Source organism: Frankia nepalensis (assembly GCF_016786325.1).
GTDB classification, from domain to species: Bacteria; Actinomycetota; Actinomycetes; order Frankiales; family Frankiaceae; genus Pseudofrankia; species Pseudofrankia nepalensis.
The window spans coordinates 17,032-34,186 of sequence record NZ_JADWYU010000117.1 but is presented as its reverse complement, the minus strand read 5'-3'; the positions used below and the strand labels follow the sequence as shown (position 1 = coordinate 34,186).

Below are 17,155 nucleotides of genomic sequence, written 5' to 3'. Positions count from 1 at the left end.
CGGAAGGTGCGAAGGATCGAACCGACCGTCCTTATTGCCTTTTCTCTAGCTGAATGATTGCCGCCCCGCGGCCACAAGTTGATCCCGTTTCGCTGAGCGCCCGTCTCCGCCTCGCGCCGAGGGGCAGCCGAGTCGATCGGAGCCGCCGCGTTTCGTGGACGGTAGGAACGGAACCCCCAAGTGGGAGGGCTCACGCGTCGGTGGCCCGGGTGAGAACGCCTCGTCCAGGCCGCGGGGTCGCAACGGTGAACATTGTTCCCGACCCCTGACCCGCTCCGACACGGTCAAGATCTGCATGGTCCGGTTCCACTTCGCGTCAAAGCGCCCGCGGCGGGAGCGAGCGCTCCAGCGGGACGCCCCACGGACGTCCGGCGCGGTGCATCGGACCGGCGAGATCGGCGGGCACACGCTCCGCTCCCCGGCGGGGAGCAACCCTCAGCGAGGCGGCACGTTCCGCCGGACGTCACCGACGTAGGCAAGCCCTGGACGCCGGCACAAGAGGCTGGAGAGATCACATGAGCACTCGGCTGCCGCACGACGACGGGCAATCCAGGCGGTCCGACTCGGTCGAGCGACCCGGTGACAGCGAGCGCCGAGACCTTGGCGAACGGCTCAGCCAGGGCCTATCCGACCAGGGCGCCCAGCGGCTGGGCCAGCAGGACGGGTTGGGACAGGACGCGCGCTCTGATCCGGACGGACGGTTCGCCCAGGACCGGAGCGCCGACCACGACGTCCCGGGCGGGCGGAGCAGCCCGAGCGGCCGGCGTGGACAGGCGAGCCGGCCTGGACGGCCTGGGGCGGAGTTCCTCCGCACCGCGCTCGGCTGGTTCAGTCTGGGCCTCGGCGCTACCGAGATCAGCGCCCCGCGCTCGCTGGCCAGAACGCTCGGCGTCCACGACTCGGCCACGAACCGGTCTGTCCTGCGGTTGTTCGGCGTTCGGGAGGTCGCAGCCGGAGTCGTGGTCTTCGTGAGCAGACGCCCGGAACGCGCGCTGTGGGGTCGGGTCGCGGGAGACGTGCTGGATCTCTCGGCGCTCGGACTCGCGTTGAGCCGGTACCGCTTCCATCCCCGGAGCGCGACCCGGCTGAGCGTCGCCACCGCGGCGGTCGTCGGCTGCACGGTGCTGGATGTGATCGCCGCCAGAAAGCAGGCCGCCATGACCGAGGCGGAACGCAGGACGGCCGGGTCCAGGCACCCGGCGCACGCGACGGCGCGCGCCACCATCCGGCGGTCTCCGGCGGAGCTCTACGAGGCTTGGCATGACTTCGAGCGCCTGCCGAGATTCATGTACCACCTGGACTCGGTGCGGGTCGTCGACGGGCATTCGCACTGGAAGGCCAAGGGGCCGGCGGGGACCCGCGTCGAGTGGGACGCCGAGGTCGTCGAGGACCGCCCGGACAGCCTGATCGCCTGGCGTTCCGTCAACGGGTCGCAGATCGACAACGCCGGATGCGTCCGGTTCGTCCCGGCGCCCGGCGACCGGGGCACCGAGGTCCACATCAGCCTTGACTACAACGCGCCCGGTGGCCCGGCCGCCGTGGCGGTGGCGAAGCTCCTCGGCGAGGAGCCCGGCCAACAGATCGCCGATGACCTGCGCCGATTCAAGCAGCTCATGGAAGTCGGCGAGATCGTCCGGTCCGAGGGGAGCCCGGCGGGTGCTCGGGCGTCCAACCAGCTCCACCAGCGTCCGGCCCAGCCGCTTGGCTGACGGCGTCGGAACCCTGGACCGGTTCCTGGACCCCGAACCGGGTCCGGGCCGTCCGGGTCGCCAGACGAGAGGGGACGACCCATGCGAGCCAACTGCTGGCTGGGAAAGGGCACCGTCGACGTTCTGGACGTGCCCGAACCGCGAATCCTGAACAACCACGACGCGATCATCAGGATCACGAGGACCGCGATCTGCGGATCGGACCTCCACCTGTTCAACGGCTTCATCCCGACCATGAAGAAGGGCGACATCCTCGGTCACGAGTTCATGGGCGAGGTCGTCGAGGTCGGTCGCGAGGTGAAGAACCTCGCGGTCGGCGACAGGGTCGTCGTCCCGTTCCCCATCGCGTGCGGCCAGTGCAACGCCTGCCACGACGGGGCGTACTCCGTCTGCGAGAACTCGAATCCCAACGCCGGTCTGGCCGAGAAGATCCTTGGGCATGCACCGGCGGGAATCTTCGGCTACTCACACATGCTGGGCGGCTATCCGGGCGGGCAGGCCGAGTACGCCCGCGTCCCGTTCGCCGACGTGGGGCCGGTCAAGGTCCCGGCGGGGATGGATGACGAGCAGGTTCTCTTCCTCTCCGATATTCTCCCGACCGGCTACATGGGCGCCGAGATGTGTGACATCAGCCCAGGGGACGTCGTCGCCGTCTGGGGGGCCGGCCCGGTGGGCCAGTTCGCCATCGCGAGCGCGTTCCTCCTGGGCGCCGAGCGGGTCATCGCGATCGACCGCCTGCCCTACCGGCTCCAGATGGCTCAGGAGAAGTCGGGCGCCGAGCCGGTCAACTACGCGGAGAGCGACGTCCGCGAGGAGCTGCTCGAACTGACCGGTGGGCGCGGTCCGGACGCCTGCATTGACGCCGTCGGTCTGGAGGCGCACCACTCGTCGCCGCCGGCTTACGCCTACGACCGCGCGAAGCAGATGACACACCTGGAAAGCGACCGCCCCTTCGCGCTCCGGCAGGCGATCCGCAACTGCCGGAACGGCGGAACGGTCTCCGTCATCGGCGTGTACGGCGGCTTCGTCGACAAGTTCCCGATGGGATCACTGATGAATCGTTCGCTGACCCTGCGGGCGGGGCAGTGCCACGTTCAGCGGTACACCAAGCCGCTACTCGAACGCATTCAGGCCGGTCAGCTCGACCCGAGCTTCGTCATCACCCACCGGATGGGCCTTGACGATGCGCCGTCCGCCTTCGAGACCTTCCTCAACAAGGAGGACGAGTGTGTCAAGGTGGTCCTGACGCCCTGACCGCCGCCAGACGGTGTGTCCCGCCAGGCGCCGCGGGAGCCCGTCGACGCTGGCCGACCCCACCTGAGACACGCTCCCAAGGGACCTGTCATGACCACGACGCGGTCGCCGGCCACCGGGCCGGACCCGGTCGTCCTGGTCTGTGACCCGGGGTCGTCGAGCCTGCGGCTGGTCCTGGCCGGGCCCGGGGACCGGGTCGTAGCCAGCCGCCACATCGAGCAGCCGCCCGGATCGCCGGCCGTGGCCGTGGCGGTCGACGAGTTTCTCAGCGAGGTCGTATCGCGGCCGGTGCGCGCTGTGGGCTACCGGCTGGTGCACGGCGGTCCGGCGCTGACCAGGCCGTCTCTGGTGGACGACGAGGTGCTGCGCGAGGTCAGGGCGGTCGCCGGTCTGGCGCCGCTTCACCTGCCGCCCACGCTCGACCTGCTGGACGACCTGCGGCGCAGGCTGCCGGACGTGCCGCACATGGTCTGCCCGGACACCGCGTTCCACCGGGGGCTGCCGGTGGTAGCGGCCACCCTGGCGCTGCCCGCCCCGTGGCGGGAGAAGTACCACCTGCGCCGTTTCGGTTTCCACGGACTCTCCTACGCCTGGGCGCTGCGGCGCACCGGGGACCTGCTGGGTCGGCGGCCGGATGGACTGCACCTCGTCATGGCCCACCTGGGGGGTGGCGCGTCGGTGACCGCGGTCCGGGACGGCCTCAGTGCCGACACGTCGATGTCGATGACGCCGCTGGATGGCGTGCCCATGTGTACCCGTTCGGGTGCGATCGACCCGGGTGTGCTGCTGTGGCTGCTCGAGGGCGACCGGCTGACCCTGCGGGAGGTCACCGACGGCCTCTACCACCGGTCGGGCCTGCTCGGCCTGTCCGGCCTCTCGGACGACACCCGGGACCTGGTCGTCGCCGCGGACTCCGGCGACGAGGCGGCGCGCCTGGCGCTCGATCACTACAGCCACCGGCTCTGTCGCGAGATCGCGGCGGCGAGCGCCAGTCTCGACCGCCTCGACGCTCTCGTCCTCACCGGCGAGATCGGCTGGGACCAGCCCGAGATCCGCACCGCTGTGTGCGCGGGCCTGGGCATCCTCGGTGTCCGGCCTCCCATCCGCGACCGGCTCGACGCCGATGGACCGGTAAGCGCGCCGGACGCCCCCGTCCCCGTGCTGGTCATCGAACCCCGCGAGGACCTCGAGCTCGCTCGCGAGACCCTCGCCGCGCTCGCCGCCCTCGATGCCCCTGACGACCGGAGTCTTTGAGCCCATGCGCAGCGCGCACCACAGCAAAGAGCCGCGACGAGCCCGGTCCGGTGGGGCAGGTGGACGCGCTGGTCAGGGCTACCTGCGGACCGCCGCCGCGGGGCACACCGTACCGGCCGATCGACCGGAGTCGCCGGCCGGCGGAGTCGGTGCCCGCTGCGATACAGCCTCCCGGCGTCCGCCTAGAGGCTTGTCGTCAGCGCGCCGCGCTTCCGGTCCGCTGGAGGTGGTCGTGGAGCATCTGAACGGCGGCGGCACCGTCGCCGACGGCGGAGCCGACCCTTCGGGTGGCGCCGTGTCGGACGTCTCCGGCGGCGAACACCCCCGGTCGGCTGGTTTCCAGAGGGTGTGGCGGGCGGCCGAGACGTCGCGCGTGGTCGCCCCGGGGGGCCGAGGCGGCGTCGGTTCCGGTCAGGACGAATCCGTCGGCGTCCAGCGCGACGATGTCGCCCAGCCAGTCGGTGTGGGGCCGTGCGCCGATGAAGACGAAGAGCATGTGGACGGGTATCGACTCTTGTTCGCCGGTGTGGAGGTCCTCCAGGACGAGGGCTTCCAGGCAGCCGTCTCCCTCGGCGCGCTGTAGGCGGGTATGGGTGCGGACGACGATCCGCGGATGACGGCTGATCCGGTCCACCAGGTACCTCGACATCTTCTGATGGAGATCGTATTCGCGGGCCAGCAGGTAGACGCGCGGTGTAACCTCCGCGAGAAACACGGCGGCCTGTCCGGCCGAGTTGCCGCCGCCCACGACGGCGACGGGGTGACGGGCGCACTGTCGGGCTTCCATGAAGGTGGCCGCGTAGCACACGCTGGTTGCTGCGAGTTCGCTGATACCGGGCACGTCCAGTTCGCGGTAGCGGGCGCCGGTGGCGACGACGACGGTCCGGCTGACGATCTCAACCCGCTGGCCGTCGAGATCCAGCGACGCGGCCTGCAGCTCGCCGTCCGGTACCAGCGACACGGCCTCGGCCGGCAGGTTGATCTCGGCACCGAATCGGCGTGCCTGGATGGCGGCCCGCTCGGCGAGTTCCGCCCCCGAGATCCCGGCGGGAAAGCCGAGGTAGTTCTCGATCCGGGAGGACGTCGCCGCCTGGCCTCCGGTGGCGGTCGCGTCGAACGCGGTGGTGGTCAGGCCGTCCGCGGCACCGTAGACGGCGGCGGCGAGCCCGGCTGGTCCCGCTCCGATCACGAGCAGATCCCGAACCCCACTGTCCGGGCGCGGGGTCGTCAGGCCGATCGCCTGCGCCAGTCTCGCGTTGCTCGGGTTGCGCAGGACTTTTCCATCCCGCCAGATCACGACTGGTGTGTCCTCGGGGGTCAGGCCGAGAGCGCGCAGGGCCTCCTCCGCGTCGGTGTCCTCCTCGAGGTCGACGTACCGGTGTGGCAGGCGGTTTCGGGCGGCGAACTCGCGCAGCCGTCGGGTGTCCGCGCTGTAGCGGGAGCCAATAATCCGGAAACCCGCATCGAGGCCGATGAGTATCTCTCGCCGGATGAAGAAGGCCCGCACGATCAGGTCGCCGAGTCGGGTGTCGCACTGCAGGAGTTCCGCGAGCTGCTCCACGGGCACGACGAGGATCTTGGCGCCCTCGCCGGCGACGGCGGTGTAGAAGGACGCCTGCCCGGCCAGGAGGCCGAGCTCACCGAGGAAGCGCCCAGCTCCGTGGACGAGGAGCCGCTGAGGCTCGTCGCTGCCATAACCCGTGATCACCTGCACCGAACCCCGCAGGATGACCACGAACCGATCGCTCGGTTCGCTCTCCCGGATCAGCACTTCGCCGGGCGCGACGTCCCGGTGGTCGCCTCGGGTCGCGAGGGTCTCGATCTGGTCGGCCGACAGCCGGGGGTACGCGCCGTAGCTGTCCGGAGACTCGGTGACTCCTACTGTGTCCGTAATCGTCATGGGCATCTCCGATGCGGGTGTGCCGCAGGCGGTCTCGGGAGCCGGCAACCGCGGCCGTCCTTGATCCCCGCCGCCGTGCCGCTGTGCCGCTGCCGGGCCTGGGCAGGTCGCGACATCCATCACCGCATCTCGGCCGCAATCCGAAAACCGGCCAGATGCCAGATGGCACACGTGGCTAATGACGGACATCCATCTCGTGTCAGATCGAACGCACCAGACTCGAAGCCCCGAATACTGGCCGAAGCTACCCGCTTCATCGACCCGTACACGTCGACTGGCCACGTCCTGTCGGACTACCACCAAGACCACCGGGTAAACCAAGCTAGGTCGCGCCGAAGGTAAACATTCGGCTTTGCCCGGTGTTGGCAGTAAAGACGCATGTATCCGGAATGTCGAGGAGGGAAAAAGTCCATGTCTACGTCTACCGCCGTCCAGCATAGTCCAATCGCCAGCACCAACCCATACAATACCGAAATTATGCGCGAATTCCCTCCCATACGCGAGGAAGCCGTCGACCACGCGATTCGAGAGGCACATCAGGCATTCCAGTCCTGGCGCGGCACCAGCGTTGACGAACGGGCCGCGCTGGTCGGTCGAGCCGCGCAGCTGATGCGTGAGCGCATCGAGCACCTGGCCCGGCTGGCGACTCTTGAGATGGGCAAGATCATCCGGCACAGCCGCGTCGAGATCGACCTTTCCGCGCGGATCCTGCAGTACTACGCCGACAAGGCCCCCGTGCTGCTCGCCGACGAGCCGTTGGATTTCAAGGACGGTTCGGCCGTTATCGCCAGTGATCCACTGGGGGTGATCCTTGGCGTCCAGCCCTGGAACTTCCCGGTTTACCAGACCGTCCGGTTCGCGGCGCCCAACCTGGTGCTGGGGAACACCGTTCTGCTCAAGCCCGCAAGCAATACGCCACAGTCGGCGCTACCTGCTCGCCGGTGACGTCCATCGGCTTCACCGGCTGCGCTGGGTCATGGAGACCTCGATGCTCAAGACCCTGGCAGGCAAGCACCGTTCATCGATGTCGAAGATGGCTGTCAAACACAAGGCCAAAATCGAGACACCGCACGGGCCGCGGACCTGCTTCGAAGCACATATCGAACGCACCAACAGGCAGCCACCGGTCGCACGGTTCGGCGGAATCCCACTCCACAGGCAGAAAACCGCGATGGTCCTCGACCGTCAGCCGACCCGGGTCGATCATCCGCACAAGGAACTGCTCACCAGGCTCCTCGCGGACATCTGCGAGGTCTGCCAGCGCACGGGCAACATCGAAGTCCACCACGTTCGCGCGCTCAAAGATCTCGCGGCGCCCGGGCCCCTGCCACCCCCGTGGGTCACAGCGATGGCAAACCGCAGACGCAAGACGCTCGTGGTCTGCACCACCTGCCACAACCAGATCCACACCGGGCAGCCGGCCATACCGCTCACGCAGTAGTCACCGGAGAGCCGGATGATCGGGAAACCATCCAGTCCGGTTCGGCGGGATGCCGTGCGGAAAAGGACCAGCCCACGCTGGCACCTCGCCGCGCGGCCGACCCATCCGCGTGGCTGGGGAAATACCGCCGCCTGTCCAAGGACTACGAATACCTGGCCGCCACCGCCGAGAACGCCATCTACCTGGCAATGATCATGATCCTTCTACACCGCCTCACCGGTACGCCACCCTGACCCTTCTCAGGCATCCTCTAGCAGCGTCCCGTCCGGGCTGAACGCCACGTCCCAGATGTCATCGGTGTGGCCGGTGAGGGTGGCGAGGGGTTCGGTGGTGCCGCGGCTGGTGGTGTCCCACAGCCGGGCCGTGCCGCCGTGGTTGGCGGTGGCGAGCAGCGTCCCGTCCGGACTGAACGCCAACTCAAAGGCCACGTCGGCGCACCCAGCAATCTTTGCATGCGCGGCCAGGGCTGTTGATTCCGTCGAGCGGCGCCTACGCTCGCCGCTGTTCGCCTCCGCCGGCGCGGAGCGCGCGGCAGCGGCGGACGCCGTGGGAGGGCTTCGACGGGTGCCGGGCGGGGTCGTCGTGCTGATCGGTCTCGACGGCGGACGCTTGGCTGGATCCCACCCGCCGCGCCGGGAAGACCCAGCGAGCCATGGCCGCCCGTGCGGACCGGGGGGTGGTCGAACCATGTCGTGTGGCACACCACCTCTCGCTTGACGTGCCCAGTTAACGATATATCATGAGTGTATCGATTTGATGGAAGTCTTGGGAGGTGTGCGTCTCCTGGCCAGCGAGTGACGATGCGGGCCCTGAGGCTGCCAGGAATGCCGATGTTCTATGGCTCTACTTAGCCGTGCCTGCGGGTTCTCGGCGTCGAGCTGCCCGCCGGCAAGATCCGGATCCACTTCCCTGGCTGCTGGGATGCGGCTTGGTCGCGGCGGTGCTGGCCGGCGGCTGAGCGCCGCCGCCGCGCTCACCGATAGTCAGTCCACGTCCTTGACGCGGCCTGAAGCACGGCTTTCTCGGGCTTCCGCCGTCCGCGGGCGCAGCCTGTACGCGACACAGGTGTCCTCCCGCCGGCGCCTCCCGAAATAGCCGATCGATACCTGCTCGCGACGGCCACTGGGCGGGCACTTTCCACCATGCCGCACGCAGGAACCATCAGAAGCGATACAGAACAGCGACCCCAAGGGGGCATGCGTTGAACGACGACACCGCCAAGGCGAGGGAGTTCTCGGGACGGGGCCGGCCCGGCGGGGGCGGACGCCGCCGGCAACCGCCGCAGCTGGTCGAGGTGGTCTCCGCCTCGCGAATCACGCCGCGTCTCGTGTCCGTCCGCGTCGAGGGCGGCGACCTGAGCAGCTTCGGGACTGCGGCGCCGACCTCGCACATCAAGCTCTTCCTGCCGGTCGAGGGCCAGGAAGCTCCCGCGCTTCCGATCGTGACGCCGGAGGGGCGGGTGTGGCCGACGGACGCGCCTCGACCGATCGTGCGGACCTACACGGCGCGGCGCTTCGACGCCGACGCCGACGCCGGGACTTTGGAGATTCAGTTCGTCCTGCACGGTGAGGGCCCTGCCTCGCGATGGGCGGAACGCGCCAGGAACGGCGACAAGATCGCTGTCGCTGGGCCGGGTGGCCGGTTCTCCTCCGACCTCGCCGCGCGACGCTGGTGGATCGCGGGCGATGAAAGCGCACTGCCCGCGGTAGGCGCGCTGCTTGAGGCCCTCCCAGCCTCCGCCGTCGCCGAGGTGCACCTGGAGGTCGCCGGACCGGAGGACGAGATCCCCCTCATGAGCGCGGCGCGCGTGGCGACAACCTGGCACCATCGCCGCGAGCCGGAGGCATGGGGAGCTGAGCTGGCTGACGCGTCCGTGAAGGCCGAGATCGGCGGCGCACAGGTCTGGGTCGCCTGCGAGGCCTCGGCCATGCGGCTCATCCGGCGGAGCCTGCTGGAGCGGGGGGTTCCAGGTATCTCCATGGTGACCCGCGGATACTGGCGGCGCGGCGTGGCCGACCACCCGGACCATGACTACGGCGAGGACTGATGTTTCCTGGCTCGTACAGCGCCTGACGCACCATTTCGCCTAACAGGTCAGCGACTTTCTCGTCGACACCGGCCCGCTCCGGGCAATGCGTGAGGATGACGTGACCCATCGATCCTCCGGCAGCGGACGGCCCGGGCCGTGTGTCCATCCTGGCCTGCTGACCCGCCGACCGCCGCGCTAACCCGAGGGCCGCGGCGTACACCTTAGCTTGCGTTTTTGGGTGGGGCCGCTGGCGGCGGACTGCTCCTACGATCGTGCTCGATCACCGGCCGAGGCGCGGCGCCCGCCGGTGCAGCGATCGAGAGGATGGTCGGGAGCCCATGTCACCCACGGCGCCACCAGGCCAGGACCTGGACGTGATGTCTCCGCCCGAGCACGCCTTCATCGCCGTGCTGGACCCGGCTGACCTGCGGCGAGTGGTGGGCAGGGTGCCGGCGATGGCACCGGCCGAGGTCACGGCGCTGTATGACGCGGCGGCGGACGCGGCGGCCCGCTGGCGGGACACCTCCCCGCTGGAACGGGCCCGGGTCCTCGCGGCGGCCGCGGCGGGCCTGCGCCGCCGGCGCGACGAGATCGCGGCGGGCCTGGTCGCCGAGATGGGCAAGACCCGCGCGGAGGCGACCGTCGAGGTCGAGAAATCCGCGGACTTTTTCGACTACTACGCGGGGCTGGCCAGGGAGCCCTACGGCTATCTGCTCGTTGATTCCAGGCCCGGCACGCAGACGAGCGCGCGGATCGAGCCACTCGGCGTCGTCTGCCTCATCACCCCGTGGAACGACCCGCTGCTCACACCGGCACGCAAACTCGCACCGGCCTTGGCGACCGGGAACACGGTGATTCTCAAACCGGCCACGGAGACACCGCTGGTTGCCCTTCGCCTGGAGGAGGCACTGCGCGAGGCGGGCCTGCCGGCCGGGGCGCTCTCGACGGTGACCGGCAGAGCCAGCGAGATCGAGGCCGCCCTGCTGGACGACCCGCGGCTGGCGGCGGTGTCGTTCACTGGAAGCAACGCCGTCGGCCAGCGGATCAAGCGGCGACTGACCGACCGGAACGTGCGGCTGCAGACGGAGATGGGCGGCAAGAACGCCTCCGTGGTGCTCGACGACGCCGATCTCGACCTGGCCGTCGCGACCGTCGCCGCCGCGGCGTTCGGCCAGGCGGGCCAACGCTGCACCGCCACCAGCCGGGTGATCGTGGACCGTGCGGTCGCCGGTCGGGTCGTCGAAGGCCTCGTGCGCGCGGCGGCCGCGGTGCGGCTCGGCCCGGGCATGGACCCGGCAACCACCATGGGCCCGGTCGTCTCCGCCCGGCATCGCTCCGACGTGCTGGGGCATATCGGCCGGGCGCGGGCACAGGGCGCCGCCGTCGTCGCCGGGGGCGGCGCGCCAAGCGACCACGCGCTGGCGCACGGCTGCTACCTCGCCCCGACCGTCCTCACCGACGTCGAACCGACGATGGACATCTGGCGGGAGGAGGTCTTCGGCCCGGTGGTCGTCATCCGGGTCGTCGACGGTTTCGACGCGGCGGTGGCCGCGGCCAACGACTCGCCCTTCGGCCTCGCCGCCGCGGTCTTCACCACCAGCCTGGCGCGAGCCCACACGTTCGCTGACCGGGCGAACACGGGCCAGGTCTCCGTGAACCTGCCAACCTCGGGATGGGACGTCCATATGCCGTTCGGCGGCTTCGGCGACTCCGGGTCGCCGTTCAAGGAGCAAGGACTGGAAGGCCCACGTTTCTACACCCGGGTGAAGACCGTCGCCATCCGCCACGGCGATGCGCAGTGAACAGGGTGGCCAGGGAAGCCCCTGCCTCGGTCGGCGCGGGCGCGGTCGCCCCGCTGTCGACCTCGGGCCGGGTAGGGGTGGTCGGGGCAGGGCTGGTAGGACTCGCGGTCGCCCGGCGGCTCGCCCAGCTCGGCGCCGACGTGACGGTCCTGGAGAAGGAGGACGACCTCGCCACCCACCAGTCCGGGCACAACTCGGGGGTCGTGCACGCCGGGCTGTACTACCAGCCCGGCTCGCTGAAGGCGACGCTGTGTCGGCGCGGCGCCGCGCTGCTGCGGGAGTTCTGCGCCGAGCACTCCTTGGAACTCCGTGAGATCGGCAAGGTGGTCGTCGCCCGGGATGAGGCGGAGCGGGGGCGGCTTGCCGCGATCGAGGAGCGGGCGAAGGCGAACGGCGTGCCAGGGGTGCGCTGGCTGGAGCCGGCGGCGCTGCACGAGCTGGAGCCGAACGTCACCGGTGTCGCCGCGCTGCACTCGCCGACTACGGCGATCGTCGACTACCGGGCCGTCGCCAGGGCAATGGCCGACGACGTGCGCGCCGCCGGCGGACGAGTGCTGTTCGCCTCCCCGGTCACCGCGGTCGACCCAGCTGGCGTCGGCGGGGTGGCGCTCCACGCGGGAGCCGAGTGGTACCGGTTCGACCGGGTGGTGCTGTGCGCCGGGCTGCAGTCCGACGTCGTTGCCCGGTTGGCAGGCGATGACGTGGGGCCGGCGATCGTGCCGTTCCGCGGCGAGTACTACCGGCTTGTCCCGGAGCGGGCGGACCTCGTGCGTGGGCTGGTCTACCCGGTGCCGGACCCGGCTTACCCCTTCCTTGGGGTGCACCTGACCCCGCGGGTGGACGGCAGCGTCGACATCGGCCCCAACGCCGTGCTTGCCGCGGCCCGCGAGGGCTACCGACGCCGCGACGTCAGCCTGCGGGAGCTTGCCGACGTGCTGCGCTGGCCGGGCGCACGCAGGCTGTTCCGCCAGCACTGGCAGGCGGGTGCGCGGGAGATGCGCGGCTCCCTGTCCAAGCGGGCGTTCGTCGCCGCGGCCCGCGCGTACGTGCCTGACCTGCGGACCCTGGACGTCGTGCGCGCCCCCGCCGGCGTGCGCGCCCAGGCCGTCGACGCCGACGGCTCGCTCGTCGACGACTTCCGCATCAGCCAGCTCGGCCCCGTGACGGCGGTCCGCAACGCGCCGTCCCCGGCGGCGACCTCGTCGCTGGCCATAGCCGAGCACATCGTCGACCGCCTGGTCGCCGTCATCTGAGCCGAACGCCGCCCTGCCCGCCAGGCCGGCGCCGTCCGCGGGGCCACGGTCACTTTCGGTACGCCGTCACATCCCATCTAGCCGGGCTGTCCGACCAGTCGACGCCCGGCCCGCATCCAACGAGCGAAGCGAGGAACCGCACCGATGTTCATCGTCGACTCCCAGATCCACATCTGGAAGGAAGAGACGCCCGACCGTCCCTGGGTGCCCGGCGCCCGCGAGCGGATCCGGCTCAACGGGCATCGCGAGGAGGCGTTCTCCTACGAGGAGGCGCTGAGCCTGATGGACGCCGCCGGGGTGGACCGGGCACTGATCCTGCCGCCGAGCTGGGAGGGGGACCGAACCGACTACGCGCTCGAGGCGTGCGCGGCGTATCCGGACCGGTTCGGCGTGATGGCACGGATCCCGCAGAACAAGCCCGCCGAGGGCGCGGCGATGATGCGCGACTTCGCGCAGAATCCGTACGTCAAGGGAACCCGCCTCACCTTCCACCGGCCCATCGATCGGAACTGGATGATCGACGGGACGAACGACTGGTACTGGCCGCTTGCCGAGGAGTTGGGCATCCGCACGATGGTGCACGCCCCGATCTGGAAGGCCGAGCTTGGCGCGATCGCGGCCCGCCACCCCGAGCTGCGGATCATCATCGACCACATGGGGATCATGGCCCGCTGCGTCGACGACGCGATCGGCTACTGGGTCAAGGAGACCGCCGACCTGCACGTCCACCCGAACATCTACGTCAAGGTCTCCGCGATCCCCGGCTACTCGACGCATCCGTTCCCGAACCTGAACCTCGCGAAGTACGTCCGCGAGATGGTCGACGCGATGGGCCCGAAGCGCTGCTTCTGGGGCACCGACCTCACCCGGCTCATGGGCCACGGCCTGACCTACGCGGACACGGTCGCTCAGTTCACCGAGCACTTCGGCCTCACCACCGAAGAATTGGAATGGGTGATGGGACGCGGGATCTGCGAGTGCCTCGACTGGCCGGTGCCGGTGGCCGCCGAGGCCAGCGTCGCCGCGGAGGCCGCGCCGTGACAGGGACCGGGCGGGCCGACGGCGGCGAGGCGATCCTCGCCGCCTGCCGCAGCCTCGGCGTCGACGTGATCTTCTCCTCGCCGGGGTCCGAATGGGCGCCGGTGTGGGAGGCGCTCGCCCGGCAGGCCCGCGACGGCGCCGCCGGCCCCCGCTACCTGGACCTCATGCACGAGACGCTCGCCGTGGCGATGGCGACCGGCTACGGGTTGGTGACCGGACGCCCGCAGCTCGTGCTGCTGCACGCCGGCCCCGGACTGCTGCAGGGCGCCTGCGGGATCCACGGTGCGTTGCTCGCCGGCGTCGGCATGGTGGTCTGCTCGGCGGAGTCGCTCACCTACGGGGAAGGGCTGGCCGCGGGGGACGGCGCGGTCGACCCGGGGTCGCAGTGGTACCGCAACCTGTCGATGGTCGGCGGGCCGCAGGCGTTCGCCGCACCGTGGACGAAGTGGTCGTCGCAGGTCGGCGACGTCGGCACGCTGTACGGGTCGGTGGTGCGCGCGGCGGAGCTCGCGGCGCGCGGCCCGGCCGGGCCGGTGTATCTCAACGTCCCGGTCGAGGTGCTGCTCGCACCCTGGGACCCGGCGCGTGCCGACGTGCGGCCGGTCGCGGCGGCCGGCCGGCGGGTCAGCGCCGACGACGAGGTGGAGCGCGCGGCCCGGCGGCTGCTCGCCGCCGAGCGGCCGGTGCTCGTCACCGAGTCGGTGGGCCGGGCACCGGACGGGTTCGCGGCGCTGGTCGAGCTAGCCGAACTGCTCGCGATCCCGGTGGTGGAACCACAGTCGGCGGTCTGCGCGAACTTCCCGCGTACCAGCCCGCTGCACCGCGGCGGCGAGGCCGGCCCGCTGGTGCGCGAGGCCGACCTGGTCGTGCTCGCCTGCTGCCGGGCACCGTGGTACCCGCCGAGCAGCCGGCCCGCGGGCGCCGAGGTCCTCGTGATCGACGACGTGCCGCAGCGGCCGGTGATGGCCTACCAGGTGCTCGGCGCCGACCAGTATCTCGAGGGCGACGTCGGCCCGACGCTGCGAGCGCTGACCGCGAAGGCCAAGGCGCTGGGCGTCGACGAGCAGCGGGTCGCGGCCCGGCGCGCCCAGCTCGCGGCGCCGGCCCCCGCCCGGGCCGGCGGGGGCGCCGGAGCCGCCGGCCCGGGACTGGAAGCGGCCGAGGTCGCGGCGGCGCTGCGCGAGCTGCTCGACCCGCGCGCCGCGGTCGTCGACGAGACGATCACCCACAGCCGTCTGATCGCCGAGCATCTGCGCGCCGAGGAACCACTGCGCTACAGCTATGTGCAGGGCGGCCTCGGCCAGGGCCTCGGTGTGGCGCTCGGGGTGAAGCTCGCCGACCCGGGGCGGGAGGTCGTGCTGACCATCGGCGACGGCTCCCTGCTCTACAACCCGATCATCCAGGCGCTGGCCGCGTCGAGGAGCCTCGGCCTGCCGATCCTGATCGTGGTCTGCGACAACCGGCAGTACCGCTCCATGAAGCTCAACCACCTGCGCTTCTACCCGGACGGCGCCGCCGTCGCCGCCGACGACTTCCGCGGGGTCGACCTCGCCGACGCGCCCGAGCCCGCCGACCTGGTCGCCCCGTTCGGGATGTTCGGCGCGACCGTCACCGAGGCCGTCGACCTGCGTCCCACCCTGGCCCGCGCGCTGGAGTCCGTCCGGACCGGCGTCACCGCGCTGGTCGACGTCCGGCTCGCCCGCTGACCGGTCCCTTTCCACCAGACCCACCCGACAGAGCTGGAGCTTTCGATGGCAGCCCCTCGCGTCGTCGTCCAGGACAAGACGCTGCGCACCCTGGTCAGCGACATCTTCGTCGCCGCGGGAACCAACCGGGAGCACGCCGACACCGTCGCCGACGTCCTGGTCTGGGCGAACCTGCGCGGCGTGGACTCGCATGGTGTCTCGCGCGTGCCCCGCTACCTCGAGCTGTTCGAGAAGGGTGAGGCGAACCCGCGGCCCGCCATCGCGGTCGACGAGCTGCGCTCGGCGGTCGCCGTCGTCGACGCGGACGCCGCGCCAGGTCCCGTCGCGCTCGCGCTAGCGATGGACCAGGCGGTGAGCATGGCCCGGTCGGCCGGCGTCGCCTGGGTGTCCGTGCGCGGCACCGTGCACACCGGCGCGATCGGTTACTACACCGAGTGCGCGGCCCGGTACGGAATGGCCGGGCTGGGCATCGTCGCCGGCGTGCCGAACATGGCCTACCCGGGCGGCACCGGTGCCGGTGTCGCGACCAGTCCGCTGTCGGTCGCGATCCCCGCTGGGCGCCACCCGACCGTGCTGCTGGACATGGCCACCGCGGTGATCGCCCTGGGGCGGATCGCCCAGCACAAGGCGGCGGGCATGCCGCTTCCCGAGGGCGCGGCACTAACGAAGGACGGCCGGCCGACCACCGACCCGGCGCAGGCGGTGATCCCCCTGCCGGTCGGCGGGGCCAAGGGTGCGGGCATGTCGCTGGTCTTCGAGATGCTTGCCAGCGGGCTCACGGCCAACCCGATCGTGTCGGCCTTCCACGGCGGCACGCCCCAGGGCCGCCGCCACCGGCAGAACGCGGTGGTGCTCGCCGTCGACGTGGCGGCCTTCCTGCCGGTCGAGCAGTTCCGCGGAATCGTCGACGCGACCGTCGACGCCGTGAAGGCCCTGCCGGCCGACGACCCGGACCGCGAGCTGCTGGTTCCCGGCGAGCGGGGCGCACGGACGTACGCGGAGCGGCTCACGAACGGCGTTCCGCTGCCGAAGCCGCTGGTGGCCAAGCTGGTCGCGCACGCCGCCGCGCTCGGCGCCCCCATTCCCGAGGGTCTGTGACACGGGGCGAGAGGCTTTCGCCCCGGCGCGTGCCGCCGCGCCGTAACCGGATGATTCCGAAATCGGCGCGGCGGCGGAGGCCCACCTTTTCTAGGCCTCGTCGTCGCTCATCCGGTCCTCGGCGGTCAGGTGCTCGACCGTCCGTCCGGTCGCGGTAAACGTGCGGGTGACCCGACCCGTGTCATAGACCCACAGAATTGTCATCGGCTCGTTTCCAGTGTTGCGGAAGAGATGCGGAATCCCGGCCTCCACGTAGGTGGTGTCATATGGCTCCAGCGCCGTCACCTCGCCGTCGATCACCACCTCACCGACACCGGAGAGCAGCGTCACCTGCTCCACGCAGTTGTGCGAGTGCATGGGCGCCCCGCCGCCCACCGGGTAGGTACTGATCCCGGATGTGAGCACCACCTGCTCCCGGGCGCTGGACCGCGTGATGAGCGGCAGCGTGCTGACGCTCCCGCCGCGGTCGAGGCGCTGCACTTCACTCGTCTTGATGACGGTCACCAGGGCTCCTCCCGGATACGGCCACAGGCCCGGCGGACCGGGCCCAATCCACGGCCGACGGTAGAGCCGCGCCGCGTGCCGGAACGAGCGCGTATCGCGAACCCTAATGTTGCGCCGCGGCGCCGGTTGGGCTCGCCATGCGGCCTGGACACCGTCCCGCGATT

The 17,155-nt window shown here is 70.8% G+C and carries 13 protein-coding genes and 2 pseudogenes; 12 read left to right on the top strand and 3 right to left on the bottom strand.

Annotation, left to right across the window (positions count from 1 at the left end; translation table 11 throughout):
• Positions 1 to 515 precede the first annotated feature (515 nt).
• The 3 genes from I6A81_RS15180 (at position 516) to I6A81_RS15170 (ending at position 4,217) form a co-directional block, all read left to right on the top strand.
• Entirely contained in the window at positions 516 to 1,709 is a 1,194-nt protein-coding gene (locus I6A81_RS15180) for an SRPBCC family protein (protein WP_238428434.1), read from the top strand.
• Positions 1,710 to 1,790: 81 nt separating this feature from the next.
• Positions 1,791 to 2,963 carry a zinc-dependent alcohol dehydrogenase gene (locus I6A81_RS15175; RefSeq protein WP_203000696.1) on the top strand — a complete coding sequence of 391 codons (1,173 nt, stop codon included), beginning with the start codon at positions 1,791 to 1,793 and terminating at the stop codon, positions 2,961 to 2,963.
• Positions 2,964 to 3,053: 90 nt separating this feature from the next.
• Positions 3,054 to 4,217, top strand: coding sequence for an acetate/propionate family kinase (locus I6A81_RS15170; protein ID WP_203000698.1), 1,164 nt, complete (start codon positions 3,054 to 3,056; stop codon positions 4,215 to 4,217).
• A 196-nt stretch (positions 4,218 to 4,413) separates the two neighbouring features.
• Here I6A81_RS15170 and I6A81_RS15165 read toward each other — a convergent pair whose 3' ends face one another.
• Positions 4,414 to 6,117, bottom strand: coding sequence for an FAD-dependent oxidoreductase (locus tag I6A81_RS15165; protein WP_203000700.1), 1,704 nt, complete (start codon positions 6,115 to 6,117; stop codon positions 4,414 to 4,416).
• A gap of 378 nt (positions 6,118 to 6,495) precedes the next feature.
• Here I6A81_RS15165 and I6A81_RS15160 point away from each other — a divergent pair, with 378 nt between their 5' ends.
• From I6A81_RS15160 to I6A81_RS15150, 3 genes and pseudogenes are all read left to right on the top strand, one after another.
• Positions 6,496 to 7,062, top strand: coding sequence for an aldehyde dehydrogenase family protein (locus tag I6A81_RS15160; RefSeq protein ID WP_307874681.1), 567 nt, complete (start codon positions 6,496 to 6,498; stop codon positions 7,060 to 7,062).
• A pseudogene (locus tag I6A81_RS15155) lies at positions 7,046 to 7,558 on the top strand (HNH endonuclease); the annotation flags it as partial. The gene I6A81_RS15160 and the pseudogene I6A81_RS15155, both read left to right, overlap by 17 nt.
• A 107-nt stretch (positions 7,559 to 7,665) precedes the next feature.
• Positions 7,666 to 7,791: pseudogene (locus I6A81_RS15150) on the top strand (IS5/IS1182 family transposase); the annotation flags it as partial.
• Positions 7,792 to 7,797: 6 nt separating this feature from the next.
• On the opposite strand, the gene I6A81_RS43425 reads toward I6A81_RS15150, so the two are convergent.
• Positions 7,798 to 7,986, bottom strand: coding sequence for a WD40 repeat domain-containing protein (locus tag I6A81_RS43425; RefSeq protein ID WP_307874680.1), 189 nt, complete (start codon positions 7,984 to 7,986; stop codon positions 7,798 to 7,800).
• 773 nt (positions 7,987 to 8,759) lie between these two features.
• Between I6A81_RS43425 and I6A81_RS15140 the strand changes: the two genes are divergently transcribed.
• The 6 genes from I6A81_RS15140 (at position 8,760) to I6A81_RS15115 (ending at position 16,487) form a co-directional block, all read left to right on the top strand.
• Positions 8,760 to 9,605, top strand: a complete 846-nt coding sequence (locus I6A81_RS15140) for a siderophore-interacting protein (protein ID WP_203000704.1) — start codon at positions 8,760 to 8,762, stop codon at positions 9,603 to 9,605.
• Between the two features lie 320 nt (positions 9,606 to 9,925).
• On the top strand, positions 9,926 to 11,389 hold the full coding sequence (locus tag I6A81_RS15135) for an aldehyde dehydrogenase family protein (RefSeq protein ID WP_203000706.1): 1,464 nt from the start codon (positions 9,926 to 9,928) through the stop codon (positions 11,387 to 11,389).
• Positions 11,390 to 11,442: 53 nt separating this feature from the next.
• Positions 11,443 to 12,642: an L-2-hydroxyglutarate oxidase gene (gene lhgO / locus I6A81_RS15130; protein WP_203000748.1), complete on the top strand. Its 1,200-nt coding sequence runs from the start codon at positions 11,443 to 11,445 to the stop codon at positions 12,640 to 12,642.
• Between the two features lie 144 nt (positions 12,643 to 12,786).
• A complete protein-coding gene (locus tag I6A81_RS15125; protein ID WP_203000708.1) occupies positions 12,787 to 13,683 on the top strand; it encodes an amidohydrolase family protein in 897 nt (298 codons plus the stop codon).
• Complete coding sequence (locus tag I6A81_RS15120; protein ID WP_307874679.1) at positions 13,680 to 15,389, top strand: thiamine pyrophosphate-dependent enzyme; 1,710 nt, start codon at positions 13,680 to 13,682, stop codon at positions 15,387 to 15,389. The genes I6A81_RS15125 and I6A81_RS15120 overlap by 4 nt, the downstream gene beginning before the upstream one ends.
• Positions 15,390 to 15,434: 45 nt before the next feature.
• Entirely contained in the window at positions 15,435 to 16,487 is a 1,053-nt protein-coding gene (locus tag I6A81_RS15115; RefSeq protein ID WP_203000712.1) for an Ldh family oxidoreductase, read from the top strand.
• A gap of 90 nt (positions 16,488 to 16,577) precedes the next feature.
• Here the strand turns inward: I6A81_RS15115 and I6A81_RS15110 are convergent, their stop codons facing one another.
• Positions 16,578 to 16,994 carry a cupin domain-containing protein gene (locus tag I6A81_RS15110; protein ID WP_407661307.1) on the bottom strand — a complete coding sequence of 139 codons (417 nt, stop codon included), beginning with the start codon at positions 16,992 to 16,994 and terminating at the stop codon, positions 16,578 to 16,580.
• Positions 16,995 to 17,155: the final 161 nt, after the last annotated feature.

Coding starts and splice junctions, on each gene's coding strand:
- I6A81_RS15165 (WP_203000700.1), bottom strand. CDS start 6,117: ATGACGATTACGGACACAGTAGGAGTCACCGAGTCTCCGGACAGCTAC.
- I6A81_RS15180 (WP_238428434.1), top strand. CDS start 516: ATGAGCACTCGGCTGCCGCACGACGACGGGCAATCCAGGCGGTCCGAC.
- I6A81_RS15135 (WP_203000706.1), top strand. CDS start 9,926: ATGTCACCCACGGCGCCACCAGGCCAGGACCTGGACGTGATGTCTCCG.
- I6A81_RS15125 (WP_203000708.1), top strand. CDS start 12,787: ATGTTCATCGTCGACTCCCAGATCCACATCTGGAAGGAAGAGACGCCC.
- I6A81_RS15175 (WP_203000696.1), top strand. CDS start 1,791: ATGCGAGCCAACTGCTGGCTGGGAAAGGGCACCGTCGACGTTCTGGAC.
- I6A81_RS15170 (WP_203000698.1), top strand. CDS start 3,054: ATGACCACGACGCGGTCGCCGGCCACCGGGCCGGACCCGGTCGTCCTG.
- I6A81_RS15115 (WP_203000712.1), top strand. CDS start 15,435: ATGGCAGCCCCTCGCGTCGTCGTCCAGGACAAGACGCTGCGCACCCTG.
- I6A81_RS15160 (WP_307874681.1), top strand. CDS start 6,496: ATGTATCCGGAATGTCGAGGAGGGAAAAAGTCCATGTCTACGTCTACC.